This is a genomic window from Candidatus Acididesulfobacter guangdongensis (assembly GCA_004195045.1).
GTDB lineage: Bacteria > SZUA-79 > SZUA-79 > Acidulodesulfobacterales > Acidulodesulfobacteraceae > Acididesulfobacter > Acididesulfobacter guangdongensis.
Genome location: SGBC01000003.1, coordinates 28,323 through 53,758 on the forward strand (window position 1 = coordinate 28,323; position 25,436 = coordinate 53,758).

Genomic DNA, 25,436 nt, shown 5'->3' on the forward strand with positions numbered 1-25,436 from the left:
CTCTTAATGAAGCCGGTATGAACTATGCTTTTTTAGATGATTTTCAATTTTTTCAATCAGGCGTTGATTTAAATAATATAGATAAAATTTTTTTAACCGAATATAATGGAAAATATCTTAATTTATTTCCAATTCACGAAAGGTTAAGATATAAGATTCCTTTTGCCGAACCGGATGAATCGATTAACGAAGTTTTGCATATTAACGGCAGGCTCTCTAACCTTTCAGTCATGGTGGACGACGGCGAAAAAATGGGAGGCTGGCCGGACACATACGAATGGGTTTACGGCAGGAAATTTGAAGATTCCGAACAGCATCACGAATATAACAGCAATGATGGAAACGATGGAAACGGCGATAAAAATAGCGGTGGAAACAGCAATGGTAACGGCAACGGCGGCAATAAGAATGCTAATGATGGCAGCGGCAACAATAATAACAGCGGAAACGGCAATACAAATGATAATTCCAGTAATAAAAACGGATGGCTGCATAAATTTTTGATTAATATAAACAATCCGTCAAGCGGTATTAAAATGAAGCTTCCTTCTGAACTTATCAGAGAAACTTCTTCCAGACAGCTCGTATATCTGCCTATGTCAAGCTATAGAGAAATGGGTGAATGGACTTTGCCTGTAGAAAAAAGATTTAAATATATTTATACAAAAGAAAAATATCCCGACGCTGCATTAGCAGGGGGGATATGGCACAATTTTTTTATTCATTATCCTGAATCCAATCTGCTGCATAAAAGAATGCTTTATTTAAGCAGTAAAGTTAATAGCTTAAAAATAAAATTTCCAGAAATACAGGACCTTTCAGATTATAAGAATTTAAAAATAGAATTATTTAAATCTCAGGCAAATGATGCTTACTGGCACGGTGTCTTTGGCGGAATTTATTTGCCCCACTTAAGAAGAGCTATACAAAATTCATTGATTAAAGCCTCAGTGTATTATGATTTAATAGTCGATAAATTAATGCCGACGCATGGTGATAACTATAATAATTTTACTCATAATAACTATATCGGTAATGACGATAAAAATTATAATGACAATAACAGCAGCAATAGCAATAACAATCGTAGTAGCAACAGCAACAACAATACTGATAATAAAAATAAAATAGATATATTTGATTTTGATGCAGACGGTGAGTTAGAATATCAGGTAAGAAATAAATTCTGGCAGGCGGTATATAAACCTTCCGTAGCTCATCTTATTGCTCTTGATTATATTGCAAAAGGCATGGCTAATCCTTTTGGAGATATTTTCTGTCTGCATGACGAATATGATTTGCATATTATTAAAGATAAACTGAATTTACAAAATAATCCTGGAGAAAATAAAAAGACAGAAGAAGATGAAGCTCATGTTCCGCACACTATTCATGATAATATGAAAATCCCGGACGGTTTAACAGCCAAAGATTTAGTCACCAAAAATGGGTTGATGCCGCATTTTCAAATACTTTATAACGGTTCAGATCTGAATTTTAATTTGAAATCAATAAAAAATAACAATGGTGTTTTTGTCATAAAATCTGAAGGATTTTTAAGGGAAGACAAAGAAAACTCTGAAGAAATAAATGGCGATAAAAACGGTATTGAAAAAGAGATTAATAAAAACAGCATTGCATTTCAAGAAAATGTTAAAAATAAAATTTTGCTCAATTTAGAAATAACAATATCCGATACCATAAGGTATCACGTTGCTATTAATAATAATTATAGCAGTAATTATAGCAATAATGATAAAAATAATGATAAAAATAATAGCAACAAAAATGATAAATATTCATTAAAAGATTTGTCAATGTTCTTCAGGTTTTCGTTTTCCGGCGGCGACGGTCCTGCTACCTATATTAAACCTGACGATAAAAATATTTACGGCTTGCGTGAAAATCTTATAAATATACCTGTCGATTCGCCTGTAGAATTGGGCGATTCTTACTGGGGAGGCAATCTAAAGGCATTTGTCAGCACAAACGGATACGCAAATTATAAAGCAAATAAAGATAATGCCGTAAATATTGATTTTACGCCGCTGTTAAATTATTCTCCTATTACGACTCTTTCGCTTTATGAAGGCGGATACGAAAAAATATTTCAGGCATCGGAACTCAATATTTTGTGGGATATGGAAAAAAGTGTTATTTCAGACATAAATGTTGAATGGAAATTGGAAAAAAATAAAATAAAATAAAATAAAATAAATTGAATTAAAATAAATTAAATTAATTGCGGACATTTGATCAGAGATATAGAGATATACTGATGCATATCTGACGAATAAATACTTAAATAAGGATTATAAAATTGAATAATTTTAATGATGAAATATGGTTTGTTGCTCCCGAAATGGCTCCATTAGTAAAAGCCGGCGGTTTAGGCGATGTCATCGGAAGTCTTCCTAAGTATCTTATGAAATTAGGCATGAATGTCAAGGTAGTGATACCTGCTTATAAATTTATTGATTATGCACAATTTGTGCAGTTTGAAGAAAATTTGCCTGCAGGAAGGGTTTATTTTGGAGATATTCCCTTTGATTTCGGCATAAAAAAAGCTAAAACTAAGGACGGAATTCCTCTTATTTTTGTCGAACAGGACCATTTTTTCGGAAGAGACGATGTTTATGGTCCGCACGGCGGAACAGTCGGCTATCGCGATAATTTGTGGAGATTTTCTCTTCTTGCTCATGCTGCCGTTCACTGTATGAAAATACTGGGTATTCCTAAAATAGTGCACTCTCACGACTGGTCAGGCGGACTTGTGCCCGCAATTATTAAGCAGACCTTTAACGAAAACGACAGACCTAAAATTGTTTTTACTGTGCATAATCTTGGATATCAGGGTGTATACCCGATTGACGACTTATATGATATCGGGATTGATTTTAAATTTAATTCTTCGGATGCCTTTGAACATTTTGGGACATTTAACGCTTTAAAAGGCGGACTTCTTTTAAGCGATGCCGTTACTACGGTAAGTCCGTCATATGCCGATGAAATTACTATGCCTCATAGAGGATTCGGGCTTGACGGTGAGTTGAGGCATTTAAGGGAAAACGGAAAACTTTCCGGTATTCTAAACGGGATTGATGAAGAGTACTGGAATCCTAAGAATGACGGTTTTTTAAATGTTAATTTTAACGGAAAAGACAGACCTTATAATTTTAATGATTACGACAGCTGGAAAAATTTTAAAGAAGAAAATAAAAAAGCGCTGTTTTCAGAAATAGGGCTGAAATTTAAAAAGAACAGCAGCGGCAAGCAGCTTCCTGTTCTTGGAATAGTCAGCAGATTAACGGAAGAAAAAGGTATAGACGTTTTTATAGATACTCTTTTTAACTGGAATGACTTTCCATTTCATGTTTTAATTTTAGGAACGGGAAAACATTTTATAGAAAAAAAAGCATTATATCTGCAGGAATTTTATAAAGATAAAGTCTATGCTAAAATAGGCAGATTTGATGAAGCGCTGGCGCATAAAATTTACGCTTCATCCGATATTTTTATTATGCCTTCAAGAACTGAACCGTGCGGATTGTCTCAAATGATTTCAATGAGATACGGCGGTGTAATTTTGGCAGGCGATACCGGAGGTCTTCATGATACCGTTGTAGATTTGAATAGAGATAATGAACACGGCAGCGGAATAGCCGTTCAGCACATTGACACGCATGCTATTTCATGGGCGTTAGACAGATTATATAATTTGTATTATGAAAAAGACTGGGGACAGTTTGTTATTAATAGCGCTAATTCCGATTTTAGCTGGAACGCTTCCGCATTAAAATATATAGATTTATATAATAAAATTTTGTAAAATACATATAGATGCGATGGCAGATAATCCTAACAAATAATCTGAAATACTGTTTATTGTATTGTATTGCATTGTATTGCATTGTCTGTCTGACGATAATATTTGACTGGAATATTTCTCTTTATCGAGTTTCGATGTTTATATAAATACAACAAATAACATAATAATACTATTATAATGTTCCGCCGCCGATAATCCCATTAATTCTTAAAATGTGCGATTCGGCTGCAATTGAAGCTAAAATTAATGAACGCTATTCTTATTGCAAAAATTGCAGCTATTTTATGTGCTGGTTTATTTTTAGTTTTTTTAGCCTTAAAAAAACCTTCATTAAGCGATTTTTTTGAAAAAGCGTCGCTTGCCGGTATATTTTTATTTGCCCTTTTCATACCGATAAAAGACGGATTTGCAATTTTTGGGATTGTTTTTGCAATTATTTTTTTTATTGCGTTCCGCATTTCTCAAAGGGATTTTAAATTACCGTTTACAGTTTTTAATAAGCCTATTATTATATATATATTGATAGTTATTCTTTCCTTTCTATGGACTTATAGTTTTAGCGACAGTATAAATGAAGGCGGGGAGATTTTATATTTTTTTGCATTTTTCTTTGCAGCTGCAGAATTACTGAACTCACGCAAAAGAATTATGTTTATACTTTATACGTTTGCTTTTTCGATAACGGTCGCTATTTTCTACGGTTTTTTTCAAGGTATTTTTATTAATGCGCTTCATTCCGCAAATAGAGTAACCGGACTTATAGGCAACTGGGACGGTTATCCGGTTCAGGCTTCATACGGGATAGTGTTGTTTATTTCTTTATATATGCTGAAATTTATAGGAATCAATAAAATAGATAATATAAATAATATCAATAATATCAATAATATAAATAATATAAATAAGATAAATAATATAGATAAGACAGGCGGTATAGACAATAAGACAAAAATTATAAATAGCAAAATTATAAATAGCAAAATTATACAAAATTCTTTAATAAGTGTCATAATTTTTGCGGGTTTAATTTCTATCATTCTTTCTAAAGCAAGGTCTGCATGGATTGGAGTTTTTCTCGGTATATTTATTATAATGTTCTTAAGATCAAAAAAAATATTCATTACGGCGTTAATAATAATTCTTATATTTAACGCAGGTTTTTTATATGCCTCTAAAAGTTTTAGAAGCAGAATATTTGCGATGTTTAATCCTCAAATTTATTTATGCGAGGTTAAAGGACATGGAGATATAGAAAGCCATATAGCTTTGGTAGAATCTGCCGCAGCCGTTTTTTTTGAGCATCCGTTAACCGGTGTCGGCGTTGGAGCATTTTCAAAATATTTTAATACTCATAAAAATGTGCATTTTCCGGATTACTACAATCCTAAAACCGGAAAAAAAGAGTATGATACTTATGATAATTGGCCGGAAAACGGCTATATGCAGACACTGGCAGAAACGGGAATATTCAGTTTTATAGTGTTGATGTGGTTGTTTTTTCTGGGATTAAAAGAACCGATTAAATTATATGTAAACTCTGAAGACGCATTTGTAAAAAAAATATCGGTCATGACTGCGGGAATGAGCATGGTTTTCTATGGTTCTTTCATCGGAATTTCTAATATGTCCAATGACCAGCTGACGGATCTCTGGCTTTTATTCCTTGCAATTTTCGCTTCCGTTTTAAATATGTCTAAAAATTCCGGCAAGAATCATTAACATAAATATATATAATATGATATCTCAAAAAAACAAAATATTGTCTAATTATCTTTATGTTGTAGATTTGTTTTTTATAGTAGCGGCGTACTTTATTGCCTATATTACCGCTAATATTATTGACCCTTTTATTGTTGGATTTGGTTTGCTGCCGCTGTACAGCTATATCTGGATGCTCATTCCTATTGCAGTTATATTTTATTTTTATCTTATTATATTCAGTTTTCATAAAGATTTGTTTATTCGAAAAAATATCGCAGTTCAATTTTTAAAAAGTTTCGAATTGACTTTTGCGGCAATATTAACTTTTTACGGCATTTTGTTTATGCTGAGACTTCATTATGTATCAAGACTTTTTATCGGATATTTTGCGATTTACGTGTTTTTGTTTTTAGTTATTTCAAACTATATAAGTAAAAAAATATTAAAAATATTCAAACAGCGCGATTATTCTTTAAGAACAATATTAATAGTAGGCGATATTCATTCATCGGAGAAAATAGAAAAAACAATTAAAAAAAACGAATATTTAGGGTTAAAATCGGCAGGCATAATAAACAAAGATAACATTCGGATTATTCCTGATTTTGTTATTAAAAATCCTGTAGATGAGGTGATATTTGATGTCAATGAAAATGATTTAAACGGTATAAAAGAATTGACGCTTCTTTTAGAAGAAATGGGCATTACCGTTAAAATTGTTACAAAATTTATTCCTTTTAAGTATTCGAAAATATCATTCGAAAAAATAGATGATCTGCCCATGCTTTCATTTTATACTGCTCCTGAAGACGAAATACTTCTTCTTATAAAACGGTTTATAGATATTATCGGCTCATTAGCTGGTATAATACTGTTTTTTATTCCTTCGATAATAATAGCAATATTAATTAAATTTTCGTCCAAAGGGCATATTATATACAAAAGCAAAAGAGTCGGTCTGCACGGAAGGCTTTTCACTTTTTACAAATTCAGAACCATGATTGAAACTAGCGATGCAATGAGGGAAGAATTAAGGAAAAAATTTAATCCGGACGGAATAGAGGTAAAACTTAAGGATGACCCGAGATTGACATGGATAGGTAAAATATTAAGGAAAACCAGTTTAGATGAATTGCCCCAATTTTATAACGTGCTGCGAGGCGACATGAGTATTGTCGGTCCAAGACCTCCTATGCCAGACGAAGTCGCTAAATATTCTATTGCTCAGAGAAGACGCTTGTCTATGAAACCCGGAATTACGTGCCTATGGCAAATAAGCGGAAGGAGCAGGCTAAGTTTTGAAGATAGAGTTGTTTTAGATTTAAAATATATTGATAACTGGTCTTTAAAACTTGATTTTATTATTTTATTTAAGACTATACCTGCGGTTATATTCGCTCATGGAGCCATGTAATTTTTTCATTGATTTTTTATCGGCTTTTTACTGAAAGCTGCGAAACTCAAACAAAGCACAGTGAAGCTCATTTATTGATAGGTAGTCCGCCTGTATTTGCAGCCGCGCTTCTTATATAAATTTTTATTCACTTTTTTTGTTTTTTATATTAGTATAATCAGAACGTAATATAAATAAATTATAAAAGCAATATTAAAACCTTAATCCGGCAATTGAAAAAATATAAGGAAAAGGAACGGAAAAGGTGTCAGACACCTTTTCCGTCTGACACCTTTTCCGAGCAGATAACTTTCTATTGTAGGATTGAAGTAAAAGTGATATGAATACACTGCAAAAGTAATAATATTAATATATAAAATTATATGGAGGATGCATGCAATCGCAAGGATTAAGTCTTACCTACAAAATTTTGAAATCTCATTTAATCAAGGGAAATTTAAACCCAGGCGAAGAAATTGCCATAAAAATAGATAGAACTCTGACTCAGGATGCCACCGGAACAATGGCATATCTTCAGTTTGAAGCTATAGGAGTGCCGCGTGTGCAGACAGAGTTGTCAGTCAGCTATATTGACCACAATACACTGCAGACCGGTTTTGAAAATGCCGACGACCACAAGTTTTTACAGACATTAGCGTCAAAATACGGCATATTGTATTCGAAAGCCGGCAATGGAATCTGTCATCAGGTAAATTTAGAAAGATTCGGTGTTCCGGGGAAAACATTATTGGGCTCGGACAGCCATACTCCTACCGCAGGCGGCGTCGGCATGATTGCGATAGGCGCAGGCGGTCTTGATGTTGCAGTTGCAATGGGCGGGGGCGCTTTTTATATGGCGGCTCCAAAGGTAGTTTTAGTAAAACTTTCAGGTAAATTGCAAGACTGGGTTTCAGCTAAAGATATAATCCTCGAACTTTTAAGAAGACTTACCGTTAAAGGCGGAGTCGGAAAAATTTTTGAATACGGCGGAGAAGGGGTAAAGAGTTTATCTGTACCTGAAAGAGCCGTTATAACAAATATGGGGGCAGAACTCGGGGCGACGACATCCATTTTTCCAAGCGATGAAAAAACTTTAGAATTTCTTAAAGCGGAAAACAGGACGGAAGACTATACGGCTATTTCCGCCGATGAAAATGCGGTTTACGACGAAGTTATAGACATAGATTTATCGTCTTTGGAGCCTATGGCTGCGAAACCGCATATGCCTGACAATGTTGTTAAAGTTAAAGAATTAAAAGATATCAAAGTGGACCAGGCAGCTATAGGAAGCTGCACTAATTCGTCTTATGCGGATTTAATGACGGTAGCCGCTATCCTTAAAGGTAAAAAAGTGCATCCTGACGTCAGCCTTGTGATATCCCCCGGTTCCAAACAGGTTTACGAAATGATAGCAAAAAACGGTGCTCTGGCAGAGCTTATTTCATCAGGCGCAAGAATACTTGAATCAACATGCGGACCGTGTATAGGTATGGGGCAGGCTCCTCGTTCAGGCGCAGTTTCTTTGAGAACATTTAACCGCAATTTTGAAGGCAGAAGCGGAACGAAGGATGCGAGTATTTATCTTATTTCCGTACAGACAGCCGCAGCTTCGGCACTAACAGGATATATTACTGACCCGCGCACGCTCGGAAAGGCTCCTGAGATTAAAATGCCTGAAAAATTTGATATTGACGATTCGATGATTTTACGGCCGTCAACAGAACCTGAAAATGTTGAAGTTTATAGAGGACCGAATATTAAACCGCTGCCTATAAAAGAAAAACTGTCTGAAAGCATTAGCGGAAAAGTTTTGCTTAAAGTAGGAGATAACATAACTACAGACCATATTATGCCGGCAGGCTCAAAAATACTTCCTTTAAGGTCAAATATACCTGCAATTTCAAAATATGTTTTTGAATCGGTTGACCCTGCTTTTTCTGAAAGGGCGTTAAAGGAAAAAGGCGGATTTATTGTTGCAGGCGAAAACTACGGGCAGGGTTCAAGCAGAGAACATGCGGCGCTTGCCCCGATGTATCTCGGTGTTAAAGCCGTTATTGCAAAATCTTTTGCAAGAATACATTTTGCAAATCTTGTCAATTTCGGTATATTGCCTTTGATATTTGACAATCCTGCCGATTATGATAAAATTAATCAGGGCGATTTATTTGAAGCTCAAAATATTTTAAGTGAATTAAATGAAAAAAAACCGGTTAAATTTATTAATAAAACTAAAAAAGAAGAATATATTTTTAAATATAATTTAACGGACAGACAGATTAATATAATAAAAGAGGGCGGTCTTCTTAACGAAACTAAAAATTCTAAAAATTGATGCTATCAAAAGAATTTAATAAAAATATAAAGAAAGTCCTTATTTCCTATAAAAAAGATGCTCAAGAAGCTTATAATGCTGCAGTTTTTATAAGCGAACTTATAGAGGACAAGAATATAAAAACCGTTATAAGACCCAGCATGGATATATCCCCCGCTGATTTAATCGATACAGGTTTAGTTATTGTTCTCGGCGGCGACGGAACGCTTTTAATTACTTTCGGAAGCGTATTTCCCTTAGAAATTCCGATGATAGGGATAGATTTCGGAAGTCTCGGTTTTTTAGTTGAAATATCCGATAATAATAAAACAGAAGCGATTGAGAAATTTTTTGACGGCACGCTGGAATTCAGAGAGCGTATTGCTTTAGATATTACTGTGCGCAGAAACGGAGGCGGCATAATAAATTATGTTGCTTTAAATGAGGCTGTAATAGCCCGCGAACAAAGCATACACGCCAGAATTATTAATATCAAAGTGTGTATAAACGGTATATGGGTTAATGATTATAGATTAGACGGTCTCATAGTGTCAACCCCGACCGGCTCTACCGCTTACTCTTTAGCCGCAGGCGGTCCAATAGTTTTTCCTGATTTGGAGGCTTTTATCATAACGCCTATTTGTCCGCATATGCTTTCCAACAGACCGCTTATGATTAACTCAAACGAATTATTAAGGATAAGGTTTGCTCCCCAGGACAATAAACTTTTTATATCTGTCGACGGCAGGGATGGGATCAGGTTAGAAGACGGCGACGAGATTTATATTAAAAGACATCAGACAAAATTTTATCTGGCGGCATCTTTCAATATGAGTTACTGGGATATTTTAAGAGCTAAATTGAGATGGTAGATTTAGTTTAAAATGACTATACGACTATGCATTACTGTAGCTTAAATTTAACGACAGTTGCAGTAAAGCCCACAAGCTTATAGCAATGAGGATATAAGGCAATAAGTTTTAGCAGCGCTTTAATAAATTTTATTTCAAGTTTATATAAATAATAGAAATAAACGGCATTAATGGATTTTATTCAGTTATGTTAAAAAAATTATATATTAATAATTTTGCAACGATAGATTCTTTGGTATTAGAATTCGGTCGGAATTTCAATATACTGAGCGGGGAAACCGGCGCAGGCAAAAGCATAATAATAGAATCCGTTAATTTTTTATTCGGAAAATCAAAAAATGTCGGCAATGTTATAAGAACAGGCGAGAATGAAGCCTATATAAGCTGTATTTTTGATATTGGAGAGAAAGAAACATATAAAATTATAAATTCTGTTCTTGAAGAATGCGGCATAGGAACCGGCGACGATGAAATTTTAATTAAAAGGACCGTGAGTTTATCCGGCAAAAGCAAATATTTTATTAATAATGAGCCCGCCAATAAAACAGTTATTGAAAAATTGAGCGAAATTTTAGTTAATATTTTTGGGCAGAATGATAAAAGATTTTTAATTTCAAATGAAAGCCAGCTTGCTTTTTTAGACGAATATGCCGGCAATCAGGCTTTGCTGTCCGATATTAAACAATTATACAAAGAAATAAATGAAATTAATTATCAATTAAATGAATTATACAAAAAAGCCGAAGATATTTCTAAGATAAAAACTATTAATTCATATATAATTTCTGATGCCGAAAGACTTGAAATTTCATCGGAAAAAGACGAAGAGGATATAAAAGACGAACTTACAAGATTAGAAAATATTAATAAAATTAAAGAAATAGTTTCGGCAGCATCGGATTTAACGGATAATGAAGAAACCGGTATTTTAAAAAATTTGAATACGCTTATTTCATTATTTGAAAAATTAGAAATAATAGACCCTCAGTTTAAAAGAGATAATAATCTAAAAAATGCTTTTGAAGCTAAACTTTTAATGGAAGATATATCGGCTGCTTTAGAAAAACGTTCTTCTTTTGATTATGACGAAGAAAGACTTAATATATTAAGAAATAAACTCGATTTGATTATAACAGTAGAAAATAAGTACGGTTTTAAAAATATAAAAGAGTTTCTGGAAGGATTTCAAAAAGCGAAAAATGAAATATATGACGCAAACCTTGTCGATGGAAAAATTGCCGAGTTAAAAAATAAACTTGAAGAGAAAAAAATTGAATATCTTAATATTGACAAAAAGCTGCTAGAAAATCGTACGGAAACGTCAAAAAAACTTGCAGAGGAAATTACGGAAGAACTTTCTTTCCTGGGTATTAAGCCGGTGTTTGCTATAAATGTCGAGCATTTCAATTTTGATAAGGGTTATTCCGAAACAGGACTCGCAAAAATCGTATTTCTGTTTTCCGCTAACCCAGGAGAAGAACCGAAACCGCTCTCGATGATTGCTTCAGGAGGAGAACTGTCCCGAGTCAGCCTCTGTATGCTTAAGGCAGTTAATTCCAAAAAAAACGCAGGATGCTTAATTTTTGACGAAATAGATTCAGGTATAGGCGGCGAAGTCGGAGATTTCATAGGAGATGCTTTAAAAAAAATTTCTGAACACAGTCAGGTTATATGTATTACGCATCTTGCTCAGGTAGCTTCATGCGGACAAAAACATCTGTTTGTTTATAAAAGCGTTAAAAACGACAGAACGTACACATTAATAAAAGACCTTAATATAACCGAAAGAATTGTAGAAATAGCAAGAATGCTTTCCGGAGATACTGAAAGCGAGGCGTCTTTGGCACATTCTAAAGAAATTTTAAAGAAAAAAGGATTTATTGTCTGATTTTAAAATTTTTAAAGCTCAATTATAACTTAGTATAAAATAAAAACCAGGAGAAACTTTATTGTATAAGTCCGGAAAAGAACGGTATGAAAAGGCAGGTATAGATATTTATTTTCCGTCAAAAATTGAAATAGAAGAGGACAATAATAAAATCGTAGTATTCAGAAAAGCTCTTATGTGCGATGTCAAGAGCCTTTATAATCTGTTTTCCGAATATTCAAAAGCCGGAGAAATGCTTCCAAGGTCAATGATTGATATATATGTGCATTTGAGAGATTATTATATTGCGGAGATTGAGACTGAGGAAGAAGAGGAAGGCAGAGGATATGAACTTGTCGGAGCGTGCGCTCTCAGCATTGTTTGGGAAAATTTGGCGGAAATAAGGTCTTTAGCCGTAAAAAAACCTTACACCAGAAAAAAAATAGGCACGGAACTTATAAGAAAATGTTTAATAGAAGCAAATTTTTTTAAAATTTCAAAAATTTTTGCTTTGACTTATAAGCCGCAGTTTTTTATAGCCAACGGATTTAAAATAATTGAAAAATCCGAACTCCCTCATAAAATATGGAGCGACTGTATAAATTGCGTTAAGTTTCCGGATTGCGACGAAACTGCGGTTATGATTGAACCGTAATTAAATATTAAATAGACATAAATGTTATTTTGTAATATAATTTAAAATTATTCAAAGTTTTATACGACTGATAATTTATTAATTTATGTTATTGCGCAATAGAACAAAATAAATATGATAAGTCTGGGAGGACATTAAAAGTATGTTTAATATTTTTGGCGGCGGAAATTCCGCAGATGAGATAAAACAGATTAATCCTGAAGAGGCGCTTAAAATCATAGAGAAAAATAAAGGAGAAAAAACTCTTATTTTAGATGTTCGCGAACCTCATGAATTTAAAGGCAATTTAGGACATATTAAGAATGCGCAGCTCGTTCCGTTAAAACTGCTGCCGCTTAAAGTAAAAGAACTTGAAAAGCATAAAGAGGACGATATTATTGTTGTCTGCCACAGCGGTGCCAGAAGTTATTCGGCTTGCAATATTTTAAAAAGACACGGATTTAAAAATGTGCATAATCTGAAAGGCGGAATGATACTCTGGAAAAAATTAGGAATGGATTCGCATAATGATTAGGCTATTAAATAAAAATATTATTGTATATCATATTGTATAAAATGCATGTCAAAAAATAATAATACGGCATAGCTATATTATCAATTAACAATTATCAATTATTAATGATTAATTTTATATATTATTTTTTATATATTACTTATAATAACATATAATTATTACCGGTGAATTATTTATAATAAAAAATTATGAAAACAATTAACGATACCGAATCTGCAAATAATGATTTTTATGTTTTTGTTGTTTCAGATTCAACTGGCGAAACGGCGGAGAAGGTTGCAAGAGCTGCATTGTCTCAGTTTGATGTCAGCAATGTGCGGCTAAAAAGATTTTTACTTGTTGATTCTGCACAAAAAATAAGAGAAATCATAACTGAAGCATCTAAAAAAAAAGCTATTATAATTTTTACGCTTGTTGAAGACGGACTCAGAAATACTATGCTGCTTGAATCTAATAGCAGTTCAGTAATAAGCATAGACATAATAGGACCTGTTCTAAATTCTATCTCAACGGTATTAAATAAATTGCCTGAGCGGAAGCCCGGTCTTATCCATCGGGTTAACGACGAATATTTCAGAAGGGTGGATGCTTTAGAATTTGCGGTAAAGCATGACGATGGTCAAAGAATAGACGAGATTGTAGATGCCGATGCTTTAGTCTTGGGTATATCCAGAACATCAAAAACTCCGCTCTGTTTATTTCTGGCGCAGAGGGGTTTTAAAGCGGCAAATATCCCAATAATTGACCATCAGGAGATAAACGAATTAATTTATAGCATCCCGAAAGAAAAAATATTCGGGTTAATTTCGAGTCCTGAAAGAATAATGAGTTTGAGAAAAGAAAGACTTAAGAGGATGGGGATACCTTTTTCTTCGGATTATGTCATTAAAGATTCAATTGAAGAAGAGATTGAGTATTCCAAGTCTATTTTTACAAAATTATGTATTCATTTTATTGATGTAACCGATAAATCTATCGAAGAAGTCGCCGCAGATATAATATCTTCAATAAATAATAAATAAATTATTTTTTTGAAAAAGGGGAATAAAATTTAATGAATTTTGATAAAGCTGTTTCTATGACTCAGGACTTTGCAAATGCTAAAGGTCTGGAGTATGAAATTTATTTATTTGATGCTAAAATTTTAAAAATGGAAGCCGAAGATTCTAAAATATCAAGTTATACAGATGCCGTATCAAACGGATTTTCATTAAGATTTAAAAAAAATAATAAAATAAGTTTTTCATATTGTTCAGGTTTAGATGAAGACAAAGCCGCTAACTCATTAAATAACTGTTTCAGTTTACTCGGATTAACGGAAGATAACGCTGATATTGCTTTTAGCAGCGCTAAAATTGATGAAAATAATCTGAGTAAAAATAATTTAGGTATTTATAGCGATAATTTTTTCAATATTAACATAGAAGACAAAAAAAATAATCTTATAGAAATGGAAGAGGCAGCCTATTCTTTTGATAAACGAATATACAAAGTAGATAAACCGTCTTATAGCGAAGTGCTTATTTCTAAGCGCTTAGTCAACTCCTGCGGCATCGATATGTCTTCAAAAAAAACACATTACGAGATTTTTTTATCGGCTGCTTCAAAAAATAATGACGAAAATGCTTCGGGTTATGATTTTGACGCTTCTTCAGAGTTTAATTCCCTGAAGTTTAAGAAAGTTGCTATGAACGGAGCTAAAAAAGCAATCGACCAGCTTGGGGCAAGGATTGTAGAAAGCGGAAAATACCGTATTCTTTTTGACAATATAACATCGTCGGAGCTGCTTTCTATTTTAAAACAGTCTTTCTATGCAAGCAGCGTATATAAGAAAAAATCGCTGCTTGAAGGAAAAATAGATTCTAAAGTTTTTTCTGAAAAATTGACTATAATAGACGACGGTACGCTTTTCGGCGGTTACGGAACCGATATTTTTGACGGTGAAGGAACTGCAATGCAGAAAAAAATACTCTGCCATAACGGAGTTATAAAAACTTATCTGTACGACATAGAATATGCAAATAAGTTTAAAACTAAATCAACGGGAAATTCACGCCGTTCATCTCATAAAGAGCTTCCTGAATTAGGAACTACCAATTTTTTTATTGAAACTGGCAAAAAATCTTTTATAGATACCTTAAATTCTATAAAAGACGGATTGTATATAACCGAACTTATGGGTCTTCATATGGCTAAGCCGTACACAGGCGAGTTTTCTCTCGGCGCCTCAGGTTTTTTTGTAAAAAACGGTCAGTTTGACTTTCCGGTAAAAGGTATTGTTTTAAGCGGAAATATAATAAATTTGTTTAATAACATTATTGAAATAGCTGACGATATACGTTTTATGGGCAATATCGGGTCTCCTTCAATTTTAATTGACGATGTTCAGGTATCGGGGAAATAACGGGTAAATAAAATATGGCTATAAATTTGCTTAAACAAATCTTTGGAACAAGTAATCAAAGAGAAATAAATAGAATAAGACCTATAATTGAACAGATAAATTCTCTTGAAGAGAAATATGCGGCTCTTACGGACGATGATATTAAGGGCATGACCTTTAAATTCAGGGAACTTCTTAAGGATTTACCCGATGCGCAGCAGAATGAAAAATTAAATGAAATATTGCCTGATGTCTTTGCGATAGGCAGAGAAGCATGTAAAAGAGCGTTAAAAATGCGTCCTTTTGATGTTCAGCTCATAGGTGGCATCATTCTCCACCGCGGCAAGATAGCGGAAATGACGACCGGCGAAGGAAAGACCTTAGTTGCCGTTCTGCCGGTGTATCTCAACAGCCTTACTATGAGAGGCGTTCACGTTATTACGGTCAACGACTATCTTGCCAAAAGAGATTCCGAATGGATGGGAATGGCGTATAAATTATTAGGATTAAGTGTCGGTGTAGTAACCAATGAGGTCAGCGACGAAGACCGGAAAAAGGCTTATTGCTGCGATGTTACTTATGGAACTAACAACGAATTCGGTTTTGATTATCTGAGAGATAATATGAAATATTCGCTCGACGATTATGTTCAGCGGGAATTAAATTATGTTATAGTTGACGAAGTTGATTCGGTTCTTATCGATGAAGCGAGAACGCCGCTGATAATTTCTGGAGAAGCCGAAGAAGCAACGGAAATGTATTATAAGGTAGATAAAGCGGTTTCTTTTTTAAAAGAAAATGAAGATTATACGGTTGACGAAAAGCTTAAGACTGCTATTTTAACGGAAAACGGCATTGACCTGATTGAAAAAACATTAAATATTAAAAATATTTACGACCCTAGGCATCTTGAAACGCTTCATGCCGTCAATCAGGCTCTCAGAGCCCATGCCTGTTATTCCAAAGACGTGGATTATGTGGTAAAAGATAACGAGATTGCCATTGTTGACGAATTTACCGGCAGACTTATGACCGGCAGACGTTTCGGAGAAGGTTTGCATCAGGCGATTGAGGCTAAAGAAAATCTTACCGTGCAGGGTGAAAATCAAACCCTTGCGACTATAACATTTCAAAATTTTTTCAGAATGTATAGAAAACTTGCAGGTATGACAGGAACTGCAGATACTGAAGCCGAAGAATTTAAAAAAATTTATAATCTTGACGTGGCGGTTATACCGACAAATAAGCCTATGGCAAGAAAGGATTATTCCGACCTTGTTTTTGCGACTGAAGCCGAAAAGTTTTCGGCAGTTGCTGATGAGATTACGGAATTATATAAAAAAAATCAGCCGGTTTTGATAGGTACCGTTTCAATAGAAAAGTCGGAAAAATTGGGCGCTTTGCTGAAAAAAAGAGGAATACCGCATGCTGTTTTAAATGCTAAAAATCATATGAAAGAAGCTCAAATTATTGCTGCCGCAGGTCAGAAAAAATCGGTTACTATATCTACAAATATGGCAGGAAGAGGAACAGATATTGTTCTCGGCGAGGGCGTTACTGAACTTGGCGGTCTGCATGTTATCGGGACTGAAAGACATGAGGCGAGAAGAATAGATAATCAGCTGAGAGGACGTTCAGGAAGACAGGGCGATGTCGGGTCTTCACGGTTTTACGTTTCCCTTGAAGACGACCTCATGAGGATATTCGGTTCTGAACGGTTGTCGCCGTTTTTAGAAAAATTAGGTCTTAAAGACGGGCAATCCATTGAACATCCTATGATATCAAAAGCAATAGAAAATGCTCAAAAGAAAGTTGAAGGTCATAATTTTGATATAAGAAAAAATTTGATTGATTATGATAATGTAATGAATAAACAGAGGGAGATAATTTATTCCTACAGAAAAAAAATATTGCAGGCTGAAAATTCTGACGAGATGCTCGCAGAAATTATTTCCGATACCGAAACGATATTAGAAAACTATTTTGATACTTATATACCTTTAAAAGAACACAGTGAAAATTGGGATATAGACGGGCTTAAAAGTATTATAAAAGCAGAACTAGGCATTGATTTGTCATCATCATTGACTATTACTCCTGATAAAATTAACGAACTGAGAAAATTAGACAGAAAATTATTATTTGAAAAAGTTTTTCTTATGCTTAAGGAAATTCTAGAATTAAAACTTGGAGAATTTCCGGAAGATGAAGCTCTTAATATAGAAAAAGCGCTTTATTTGCAGGCTGTAGATAATATATGGAAAGATTCGCTCACATCATTAGAGGCTTTAAAAGAAGGAATAGGTCTCAGGGGCTATGCTCAGCAAAATCCGTTAATAGAGTATCAGAGAGAGGCTTACGAGCTTTTTATTAATATGCAGATACGCATGAAAGAAGAAGCTATAAATTCAATCGCTACTATTCAAATAGAAGACGATATTACAGGAGAAGAGATACTCGAAGGCGCCGGTTTCGGCTCAGGAAATATGATGCTGACGCACGGGAGCTTTATAGGCGAAGAAGATGAAAATACTGTTAAACAAAAACCTATAGTGAAATCTAAAAAAATAGGAAGAAATGAACCGTGTCCCTGCGGCAGCGGAAAAAAATATAAAAATTGCCACGGTAAAAATTTATAATCAAGCATCATTATAATTAAGATAATATAAGGCTAATTAAGATAATATAAGGCATACAACTATTAATTAATTAAAAATTGGAAATATCGGATTTGGAAAATATGTATCAGTTGAGAGAATACAACTATTAATTAATTAAAAATCATTATTATATTATGGAGTTAAAGCAGCTCTGTAACATATTAAAATAGATGTAAAAATTTATGAAAATAGAAAATTATCTTTTTTCGGCAAAGACATCAGGATTAAAAAAAAACGGACAGCTTGATTTGGCTCTGGTTTTTTCTAATATTCCATTGAGGGTCAGCGCCGTGTTTACAAAAAACAAGATTAAAGCCGCTCCGGTAATATTGTCGAAAAAAAATTCAAAAAATATTATAAGAGCTTTAATTGTCAATTCAGGCAATGCTAACGCCTGCAACGGAACAGACGGTATTAAAGATGCTAAAAAAGTTATGTCATTAGCCGCTGAAGCTTTAAACATTAAAGAGAACAATATTCTTATATGCTCAACAGGCGTTATCGGTGAACGATTAGATACGTCAAAGATTGAAAACAGTTTACCGGAATTAGTGAAATCACTGTCGGAAGACGGAGCCGAACAGGTAGCCAGAGCGATAATGACTACGGATACGTTTCCTAAGGTAGTTGTAAAAAATATGACCATAAATAATAAGAATTATCATATAGTGGGTATGGCAAAAGGCTCAGGTATGATAATGCCTAATATGGCAACTATGCTTGCCTTTATTATGACTGATTTGCCGCTCTCAAAAAATTTAGGAGACGCTTTATTTAAAGAATGTGTTAAATATTCTTTTAATTCTATAACAGTTGACGGAGATACTTCAACAAATGATACCGCTTTCTTTTTATATCCTGACGCCGATATGTATTTTGCCAATAACGACGGACCGGCGTACGGAAGCAGCGCTTTTAAAGGTATATTAGAAAAGGATATCAATTACGATATAGTAAAATATTCGGTAGGAGAAGTATGTTTAAGCCTCGCAAAGATGATCGCGGAAGACGGAGAAGGCGCCACTAAATCCGTAACGGTTGAAGCTATCAATGCTTACAGCGAATCATCGGCGAAAAAAATAGCTTTTTCCGTTGCAAATTCCCCATTAGTCAAAACTGCTATAGCCGGAGAAGATTTAAATTGGGGCAGAATAATGATGGCAATAGGTAAAGCGGGTGCAAGAATAAAACCTAATTATGTGGATATTTATATTAATAATTTTAAAATTGTCGAAAATTCAAAGTCTTTAGGATTTATAGGCGCTGAAAATGAGAAAAAAATTATGTCCCAAAAGGAAATAAATATTAAGATCGATTTAAAATGCGGACCCTCATTTTTCAAAGTCCTTACATGCGATTTTACAAATGAATATATTAATATTAACGCATCTTACAGGTCTTGAGCGTCTTAAAGAACATGGCTGAAAATAGCAGACCATTCGTATTCGTTATTTATCAATTAGTTATGGGTTAGTTTTATAACCGGATTGTCTATAAGATAGTCCGCGTATGGCGGTTATTCACATTTTGTTCCTATGAAAATTCCTGTATTATATTATCATAAAATAGATTATCCTAAAAGCACTGCGATATTAAAAGGTCTGTATGTTAAACCCGAACAGTTTAAATTGCAGATGAAAGTTTTGAAAATTTTGGGATATCGGACTATTACCCCCTATGAGCTTCTTTTATTTACCAAAGGTCATAGATTGCCTTTCAAGAAACCTATTTTAATAACATTTGACGACGGTTATAAAAATAATTATACGTATGCTTATCCTATTTTAAAAGCCTTTGGTTTTACAGCTACTGTATTTATAAGTTCAGGATGTATAGGGAAAACAAATGCTATTATGGAAAAAAACGGAAAAGAAAATCAGGCTGAAGATTTTTTAGATAAAAAAAATATTATTGAAATGTCCAAAAACGGTATTACAATAGCTTCTCATGGCATAAATCATTATTTTCTTAATGAGTTGACCGATGACGGAGTGCTTGCAGGAGAGCTTTTAGCTTCCAAAGCAATACTTGAAGATTTAACAGGAAAAAAAATAGATTTTTTTTCATATCCCTACGGAGCTTACAATGCAAAAGTTATGAGGGAGACAAAAAACGCCGGCTATAAAGGAGCATTTACCACAAATAAAGGTAAAATTGCGGTTGGAGATAATTCATATGAATTAAAAAGAATATCTGTAAACGGTCATAATACAATTTTTAATTTTTTATACAAGATAATTTTCATGTATTGATTGTATTAATAAAATAGCTATAAACCGCAGTCATAAAACCGTTGCAGTAAGATATAATACAATTTTTAGATATAAGGAAAAGGTGTCAGATTTTATTTTTTTGCATATGGTGTAGTTCAATTAACAAAGAAAATATTTGCAAAAAAAATTAATCTGACACCTTTTCCGAGTGGATAACTTTCTATTACAGGATTAAAGACGAGATAATTTTCTTGCATTAATTCAATAAAAATGATAAAAGATTATGTTTAGGTAAAAAAAAATTCAAATAAACCGTATCCGTTTATTATTTGTGCTTGAATTATTTTAATAAATAAATATAAACGGAGAGAACAAAGCACAAAGGAGAAAAACATGCCGTTTACAGTCACAATTAAGCAATTGTTAGAGTCAGGGGTTCATTTCGGACACCAGACAAAAAGATGGAACCCTAAAATGAAACCGTATATTTACGGTGCAAGGAACGGTATTTATATTATAGATCTTCAAAATTCCCTTCCTTATTTAAAAACCGCATACGAGAAAATTGTTGAGATTACTAAAGCAGGCGGCACTGTTCTTTTTGTCGGAACAAAAAAACAGAGCGTTTCAATAATAACCGAAGAAGCTCAGAGATGCGGCATGCCGTATGTTACGGAAAGATGGCTCGGCGGTATGCTGACCAATTTTTCTACTATTAAATATTCTATAGTAAGATTAAATGAGCTTGAAGCCTTAAAAAATTCTGAAGAATTTTCAAAATTTACAAAAAAAGAAATGGGAAGAATGGACAGAGATATAGAAAAACTTCAAAAAGTTCTCGGCGGAATCAGGCATATGAATAAAGTGCCGGATGGACTTTTTATCGTGGACACAAACCGTGAGGAGATAGCGGTGAAGGAATCGAATAGACTTAATATCCCGATAATCGGCATGGTCGATACAAATGCCGACCCAACCCCTGTTGACTATATTATTCCAGGAAATGACGATGCGATAAGGTCTATAAAATTAATAGCCGGAATTATAGCCGATGCCGTCATAGAAGGAAAATCGATGTATGAGGCAAAACTTAACAGAACAAAAAATTCAGAAGCTCCTATTGCCGATATTAATGAACAAACCTTTACAGGGGCAGGCAATAATGCAAATGAAGATATTGACGTTAGCAATAACAATAAAGAAGATATGAGAGAAGTTGCAAAAGAAGCTGCAGAAATTACTGAAATTGCTGAAAATATTTAATACTGCGGCTAATTTTATGCCGGTAAAATAAAATTACCGAAGATTATATAAAGATTGTATTAAGATTATATAAAACATTATCTATCAAAACGGAGGAAAATATAATTGGAAAAGTCGCTCAATGTTGACGCAGGACTTGTAAAAAATTTACGTTCCATGACCGGAGCGGGTTTTGTAGATTGTAAAAATGCTCTTGTAGAATCAAACGGAGATATTGATAAGGCAGTTGAAGCGTTAAGAAAAAAAGGGCTTGCAAGAGCTCAAAAAAAAGCATCCAGAGAAACCAAGGAGGGATTGGTTTTTTCATATATACATGCAGGCGGACGTATAGGCGTTCTTGTAGAAATAAATTGCGAAACAGATTTTGTAGCAAGAACGGATGAATTTCACGAACTTGCGAAGAATATTTCAATGCATATAGCAGCTGCAAATCCTCTGTTTTTAAAAAGAGAGAACGTTTCTGCGGAGGTTATTGCAAAAGAACGCGAGATATATAAAGACCAGCTGAATACAGTGGATAAGCCGCAAGCAGTTAAGGAAAAAATAGTAGATGGAAAATTAGATAAATATTTTCAGGAGGTATGTCTGTATGAACAGCCGTTTATAAAAGAACCTTCTAAAAACATTTCTTCCTTAGTAGATGAAAATGTAGCAAAGCTTGGAGAAAATATAATAGTTAAAAGATTTGCAAGATTTCAACTCGGAGAATAAAATAAACAGGTGAAAAAATAAATGAGCAATGAACTGCCTTATCATCGTATTTTACTAAAGGTCAGCGGAGAAGCGCTTGCAGGAGACAACGGCTGCGGTATAGACCCAAAGGTAATTTTTTTTGTTTCGCAAGAAATAAAATCTGTCGTCGACCTCGGCATCGAACTTGCCGTGGTTATAGGCGGAGGCAATATATTCAGGGGATTTAGCCAGTCGTCTAAAGGGTTGGGGATAGAAAGATCTTCAGCCGATTATATGGGCATGCTTGCAACCGTTATTAATGCGCTTGCGCTGCAGGCAGGATTGGAAGATATAGGCGTTATATCAAGGGTTCAGTCCGCAATAACAATGCAGCAGGTTGCAGAACCGTATATAAGGCGGAGAGCTATAAGACATCTTGAGAAAAAAAGAGTCGTTATTTTCGGCGCTGGAACCGGCAATCCTTATTTTACGACTGATACTGCTGCATCTTTAAGGGCAATGGAAATACATGCAGATGTTATATTAAAGGCTACAAGAATTGACGGAGTTTACGATATGGACCCGCTGCTTCATAAGAATGCTCTTAAGTTTTCAAAATTATCGTACATAGATGTTTTAAACAAAAATTTGAGAGTTATGGATTCAACTTCGATTTCAATGTGTATGGATAACAATCTGCCGATTATCGTATTTAATTTATTAACGGCGGGCAATTTGCTGAATGTCGTAAAGGGAAATGAATCTATAGGGACAATTATCGCTAAAAATTTAAATAATTAAATAGTAAAACAATTTGAGACAGAAGAAACAATTAACGCATAAGACGTTTATATTAAATTCTGACAAAAGAAGTAATTAATATTTCAGACATTTATTTTTTATTTAAAGGAATGATTCTATGGACGAAAATGAATTAATTTCGGTACTGACGAAAGATATGATTAAGGCTGTAGAAGCTTATAGGAATGAGCTTTCCAGAATTAGAACCGGCAGAGCATCGGCTGCATTAGTAGACAATGTTAAAGTTGAGTATTTTGGAGCACTGTCTCCGTTAATCCGGCTAGCAACCGTTTCTATTCCGGAAAGCAGAACTATCATGATCAATCCATATGATATAAGTTCGCTTGCAAGTATAGAGAAGGCTATACAAAAACACGATCCATCGTTAAATCCTTCAAATAACGGCAAAAGTATTACAATACTTATTCCGCAGCTTACCGAAGAAAGAAGAAGAGATATCAATAAGCAAATCAGCAAGATGTTAGAATCCATGAAGCAGGAGCTGCGCAACATCAGACGCGCTGCCAACGATAAAATAAAATCTGCCGAAAAAGAAAAAGCGATAGAAGAAGATAAATCATTTAAACTGCAGAAGAAAGTTCAGGAGATAACGGATTCTTATATAGAAGAGATAACGAAAATTACAAAAGCTAAAGAAAAAGATATTATGGAAATTTAATGAAAGAAAAAATTATATTTGATAATTTGCCGCGTCACATTGCAATTATAATGGACGGTAACGGAAGATGGGCGGAAAGAAGAAATTTAGACAGGATAGAAGGGCATATTAAAGGAATTGATGCACTAAGAAATATACTGAAATCCTCATTAGAATTCGGAATTAAATATCTTACGGTTTTTGCATTTTCATCAGAAAATTGGCAGAGACCAAAAAAAGAAGTAGATTCTTTAATGCACCTTCTTGAGCAGTATATTTCAAATGAACTTCCTATGCTCATTAAAAATAAAATAAATTTTAACATTATAGGAAATATTGAAAAAATTCCCTATTCGGCTAAAAAAAATATTTTAGACGCCATAGATAAAACATCCGGTTATAGCGATATTTTTTTAGTATTGGCTTTGAGCTACGGTGCTCGTGAAGAAATAATAAATTCTGCCGCTAAATTAGCGTTAGATTTCAAAAAAGGCAAACTCAAAAACTTAGATTCAATAAATGATGATATTTTTTCTTCCTATCTTTATACTAAAAATATCCCAGACCCTGATTTATTAATCAGAACCGGAGGAGAAGAAAGGATATCCAATTTTTTACTTTTTCAGATAGCATATACCGAATTATATTTTACCAAAACGATGTGGCCTGATTTTGGCAGAAAAAATCTAATATCCGCTCTTAAAAATTACGAAAAAAGGATTAGGAGATTTGGGAAAATTAAAGTTTGATTTTAAAAGATTTATCGCCGGCATAGCATTCGGTATTTTAATTATTCTATCTATTTTTTTGCTTAACAGCGCAGGATTTTTTTTTATTTGCGCAGTATTAATTTCAATTTCTTCGTATGAATTGTTTTTGATTCAGGATTTAAATAAACCGGATTTTTTTATCATTCCTGCCTTATTGTCTATTGTCGTAGCCTATTCAAATATTTTTTTGCCTGCAAGTTTATTTATTCCCGTTTTTTTTGCGTCATCTTTTTTATTGCTGCTGAAAAATGTTTTATTCTTTAATTCAGAAAACGGGCGCAGTATTTATTTAGATATATTTTCTATTGTCTATGCGGGCTTTTTTTTATCATTTATCGTGAAAATATTTAATTTAACTGAAGGCAGACTGCTATTGCTGCTTCTGTTCGTTATAATATGGGCTTCTGATATATTTGCGTATTATGGCGGCAGGCATTTCGGAAAACATCTTTTATATCCGTCTTTAAGTCCAAAGAAAACGGTCGAAGGCGCTATATGCGGTTTTACCGGAGCTATCGGCGCAGCAATTATTTTTAAAATTTTAGCAGGTAATAATTTTGAACAGGCAAATATTTTAATATATATTTTTATTGCCGGAATGGCTGCCATTGCCGGAATGTTCGGCGATTTAGCCGAGTCTCTCATTAAAAGAATTGCCGGTAAAAAAGATTCAGGACGTATTATCCCGGGTCACGGCGGCATACTTGACAGGATAGACAGTTTAATTTTATCAGCGCCTGTTTTTTATTATATGGTTTTTTATCTTACTTTAACTAACAATAAATAGCACTAAGCAATAATAGATAGATAGATATGATATGAATATGATATGACAGATATGATATATATGGATAGGGAATAAAACAATCAAACA

Annotated in this window: 20 protein-coding genes and 1 pseudogene; all 21 read left to right on the plus strand. The window is 33.9% G+C overall.

The annotated features are described in order from the left end of the window. Positions 1-230 precede the first annotated feature (230 nt). The 21 genes and pseudogenes from EVJ46_06565 (at position 231) to EVJ46_06665 (ending at position 25,349) form a co-directional block, all read left to right on the plus strand. A pseudogene (locus EVJ46_06565) lies at positions 231-950 on the plus strand (DUF1925 domain-containing protein). Positions 951-1,250: 300 nt separating this feature from the next. Then, positions 1,251-2,207 carry a hypothetical protein gene (locus EVJ46_06570; GenBank protein ID RZD15858.1) on the plus strand — a complete coding sequence of 319 codons (957 nt, stop codon included), beginning with the start codon at positions 1,251-1,253 and terminating at the stop codon, positions 2,205-2,207. Positions 2,208-2,320: 113 nt separating this feature from the next. Further along, on the plus strand, positions 2,321-3,829 hold the full coding sequence (locus EVJ46_06575) for a glycogen synthase (GenBank protein ID RZD15859.1): 1,509 nt from the start codon (positions 2,321-2,323) through the stop codon (positions 3,827-3,829). Between the two features lie 246 nt (positions 3,830-4,075). Continuing rightward, positions 4,076-5,548 carry an O-antigen ligase domain-containing protein gene (locus tag EVJ46_06580; protein RZD15860.1) on the plus strand — a complete coding sequence of 491 codons (1,473 nt, stop codon included), beginning with the start codon at positions 4,076-4,078 and terminating at the stop codon, positions 5,546-5,548. Positions 5,549-5,564: 16 nt separating this feature from the next. Then, positions 5,565-6,944, plus strand: a complete 1,380-nt coding sequence (locus tag EVJ46_06585; protein ID RZD15861.1) for a sugar transferase — start codon at positions 5,565-5,567, stop codon at positions 6,942-6,944. A 373-nt stretch (positions 6,945-7,317) separates the two neighbouring features. Further along, positions 7,318-9,255: an aconitate hydratase gene (locus tag EVJ46_06590; protein ID RZD15862.1), complete on the plus strand. Its 1,938-nt coding sequence runs from the start codon at positions 7,318-7,320 to the stop codon at positions 9,253-9,255. Continuing rightward, positions 9,255-10,106 (plus strand): NAD(+)/NADH kinase, encoded by an 852-nt coding sequence (locus EVJ46_06595; protein ID RZD15863.1) that lies wholly within the window; start codon positions 9,255-9,257, stop codon positions 10,104-10,106. The genes EVJ46_06590 and EVJ46_06595 overlap by 1 nt, the downstream gene beginning before the upstream one ends. Before the next feature lie 187 nt (positions 10,107-10,293). Further along, positions 10,294-11,994, plus strand: a complete 1,701-nt coding sequence (gene recN, locus EVJ46_06600; GenBank protein RZD15864.1) for a DNA repair protein RecN — start codon at positions 10,294-10,296, stop codon at positions 11,992-11,994. A gap of 175 nt (positions 11,995-12,169) precedes the next feature. Next, entirely contained in the window at positions 12,170-12,628 is a 459-nt protein-coding gene (locus tag EVJ46_06605; protein ID RZD16229.1) for an N-acetyltransferase, read from the plus strand. Positions 12,629-12,770: 142 nt separating this feature from the next. Further along, positions 12,771-13,142 carry a rhodanese-like domain-containing protein gene (locus EVJ46_06610; GenBank protein ID RZD15865.1) on the plus strand — a complete coding sequence of 124 codons (372 nt, stop codon included), beginning with the start codon at positions 12,771-12,773 and terminating at the stop codon, positions 13,140-13,142. A gap of 188 nt (positions 13,143-13,330) precedes the next feature. After that, complete coding sequence (locus tag EVJ46_06615; protein ID RZD15866.1) at positions 13,331-14,164, plus strand: kinase/pyrophosphorylase; 834 nt, start codon at positions 13,331-13,333, stop codon at positions 14,162-14,164. Between the two features lie 32 nt (positions 14,165-14,196). Then, positions 14,197-15,546: a TldD/PmbA family protein gene (locus tag EVJ46_06620; GenBank protein RZD15867.1), complete on the plus strand. Its 1,350-nt coding sequence runs from the start codon at positions 14,197-14,199 to the stop codon at positions 15,544-15,546. Between the two features lie 14 nt (positions 15,547-15,560). Further along, positions 15,561-18,164: a preprotein translocase subunit SecA gene (gene secA, locus EVJ46_06625; GenBank protein ID RZD15868.1), complete on the plus strand. Its 2,604-nt coding sequence runs from the start codon at positions 15,561-15,563 to the stop codon at positions 18,162-18,164. Positions 18,165-18,367: 203 nt separating this feature from the next. After that, entirely contained in the window at positions 18,368-19,588 is a 1,221-nt protein-coding gene (argJ, locus tag EVJ46_06630) for a bifunctional glutamate N-acetyltransferase/amino-acid acetyltransferase ArgJ (protein ID RZD15869.1), read from the plus strand. 132 nt (positions 19,589-19,720) lie between these two features. After that, entirely contained in the window at positions 19,721-20,437 is a 717-nt protein-coding gene (locus EVJ46_06635; GenBank protein ID RZD15870.1) for a polysaccharide deacetylase family protein, read from the plus strand. 354 nt (positions 20,438-20,791) lie between these two features. Next, complete coding sequence (gene rpsB, locus EVJ46_06640; protein RZD15871.1) at positions 20,792-21,661, plus strand: 30S ribosomal protein S2; 870 nt, start codon at positions 20,792-20,794, stop codon at positions 21,659-21,661. A gap of 156 nt (positions 21,662-21,817) precedes the next feature. Continuing rightward, positions 21,818-22,372, plus strand: a complete 555-nt coding sequence (locus EVJ46_06645) for an elongation factor Ts (GenBank protein RZD16230.1) — start codon at positions 21,818-21,820, stop codon at positions 22,370-22,372. A gap of 21 nt (positions 22,373-22,393) precedes the next feature. After that, positions 22,394-23,134, plus strand: coding sequence for a UMP kinase (locus EVJ46_06650; GenBank protein ID RZD15872.1), 741 nt, complete (start codon positions 22,394-22,396; stop codon positions 23,132-23,134). 118 nt (positions 23,135-23,252) lie between these two features. After that, complete coding sequence (locus EVJ46_06655; protein RZD15873.1) at positions 23,253-23,813, plus strand: ribosome recycling factor; 561 nt, start codon at positions 23,253-23,255, stop codon at positions 23,811-23,813. Continuing rightward, positions 23,813-24,541: an isoprenyl transferase gene (locus tag EVJ46_06660; protein RZD15874.1), complete on the plus strand. Its 729-nt coding sequence runs from the start codon at positions 23,813-23,815 to the stop codon at positions 24,539-24,541. Before EVJ46_06655 ends, EVJ46_06660 begins: the two co-directional genes overlap by 1 nt. Further along, positions 24,498-25,349 (plus strand): hypothetical protein, encoded by an 852-nt coding sequence (locus tag EVJ46_06665; protein RZD15875.1) that lies wholly within the window; start codon positions 24,498-24,500, stop codon positions 25,347-25,349. The genes EVJ46_06660 and EVJ46_06665 overlap by 44 nt, the downstream gene beginning before the upstream one ends. The last annotated feature ends 87 nt before the right edge of the window (positions 25,350-25,436 follow it).

Bases quoted from the DNA above. Each gene is read 5' to 3' on its own strand.
- EVJ46_06570 (RZD15858.1), top strand. From the start codon at position 1,251: ATGGCTAATCCTTTTGGAGATATTTTCTGTCTGCATGACGAATATGAT.
- EVJ46_06655 (RZD15873.1), top strand. From the start codon at position 23,253: ATGGACGAAAATGAATTAATTTCGGTACTGACGAAAGATATGATTAAG.
- EVJ46_06590 (RZD15862.1), top strand. From the start codon at position 7,318: ATGCAATCGCAAGGATTAAGTCTTACCTACAAAATTTTGAAATCTCAT.
- secA (RZD15868.1), top strand. From the start codon at position 15,561: ATGGCTATAAATTTGCTTAAACAAATCTTTGGAACAAGTAATCAAAGA.
- EVJ46_06635 (RZD15870.1), top strand. From the start codon at position 19,721: ATGAAAATTCCTGTATTATATTATCATAAAATAGATTATCCTAAAAGC.
- argJ (RZD15869.1), top strand. From the start codon at position 18,368: ATGAAAATAGAAAATTATCTTTTTTCGGCAAAGACATCAGGATTAAAA.
- EVJ46_06610 (RZD15865.1), top strand. From the start codon at position 12,771: ATGTTTAATATTTTTGGCGGCGGAAATTCCGCAGATGAGATAAAACAG.
- EVJ46_06645 (RZD16230.1), top strand. From the start codon at position 21,818: ATGACCGGAGCGGGTTTTGTAGATTGTAAAAATGCTCTTGTAGAATCA.
- rpsB (RZD15871.1), top strand. From the start codon at position 20,792: ATGCCGTTTACAGTCACAATTAAGCAATTGTTAGAGTCAGGGGTTCAT.
- EVJ46_06595 (RZD15863.1), top strand. From the start codon at position 9,255: ATGCTATCAAAAGAATTTAATAAAAATATAAAGAAAGTCCTTATTTCC.
- EVJ46_06615 (RZD15866.1), top strand. From the start codon at position 13,331: ATGAAAACAATTAACGATACCGAATCTGCAAATAATGATTTTTATGTT.
- EVJ46_06620 (RZD15867.1), top strand. From the start codon at position 14,197: ATGAATTTTGATAAAGCTGTTTCTATGACTCAGGACTTTGCAAATGCT.
- EVJ46_06660 (RZD15874.1), top strand. From the start codon at position 23,813: ATGAAAGAAAAAATTATATTTGATAATTTGCCGCGTCACATTGCAATT.
- EVJ46_06605 (RZD16229.1), top strand. From the start codon at position 12,170: ATGTGCGATGTCAAGAGCCTTTATAATCTGTTTTCCGAATATTCAAAA.
- EVJ46_06650 (RZD15872.1), top strand. From the start codon at position 22,394: ATGAGCAATGAACTGCCTTATCATCGTATTTTACTAAAGGTCAGCGGA.
- EVJ46_06580 (RZD15860.1), top strand. From the start codon at position 4,076: ATGAACGCTATTCTTATTGCAAAAATTGCAGCTATTTTATGTGCTGGT.
- EVJ46_06585 (RZD15861.1), top strand. From the start codon at position 5,565: ATGATATCTCAAAAAAACAAAATATTGTCTAATTATCTTTATGTTGTA.
- recN (RZD15864.1), top strand. From the start codon at position 10,294: ATGTTAAAAAAATTATATATTAATAATTTTGCAACGATAGATTCTTTG.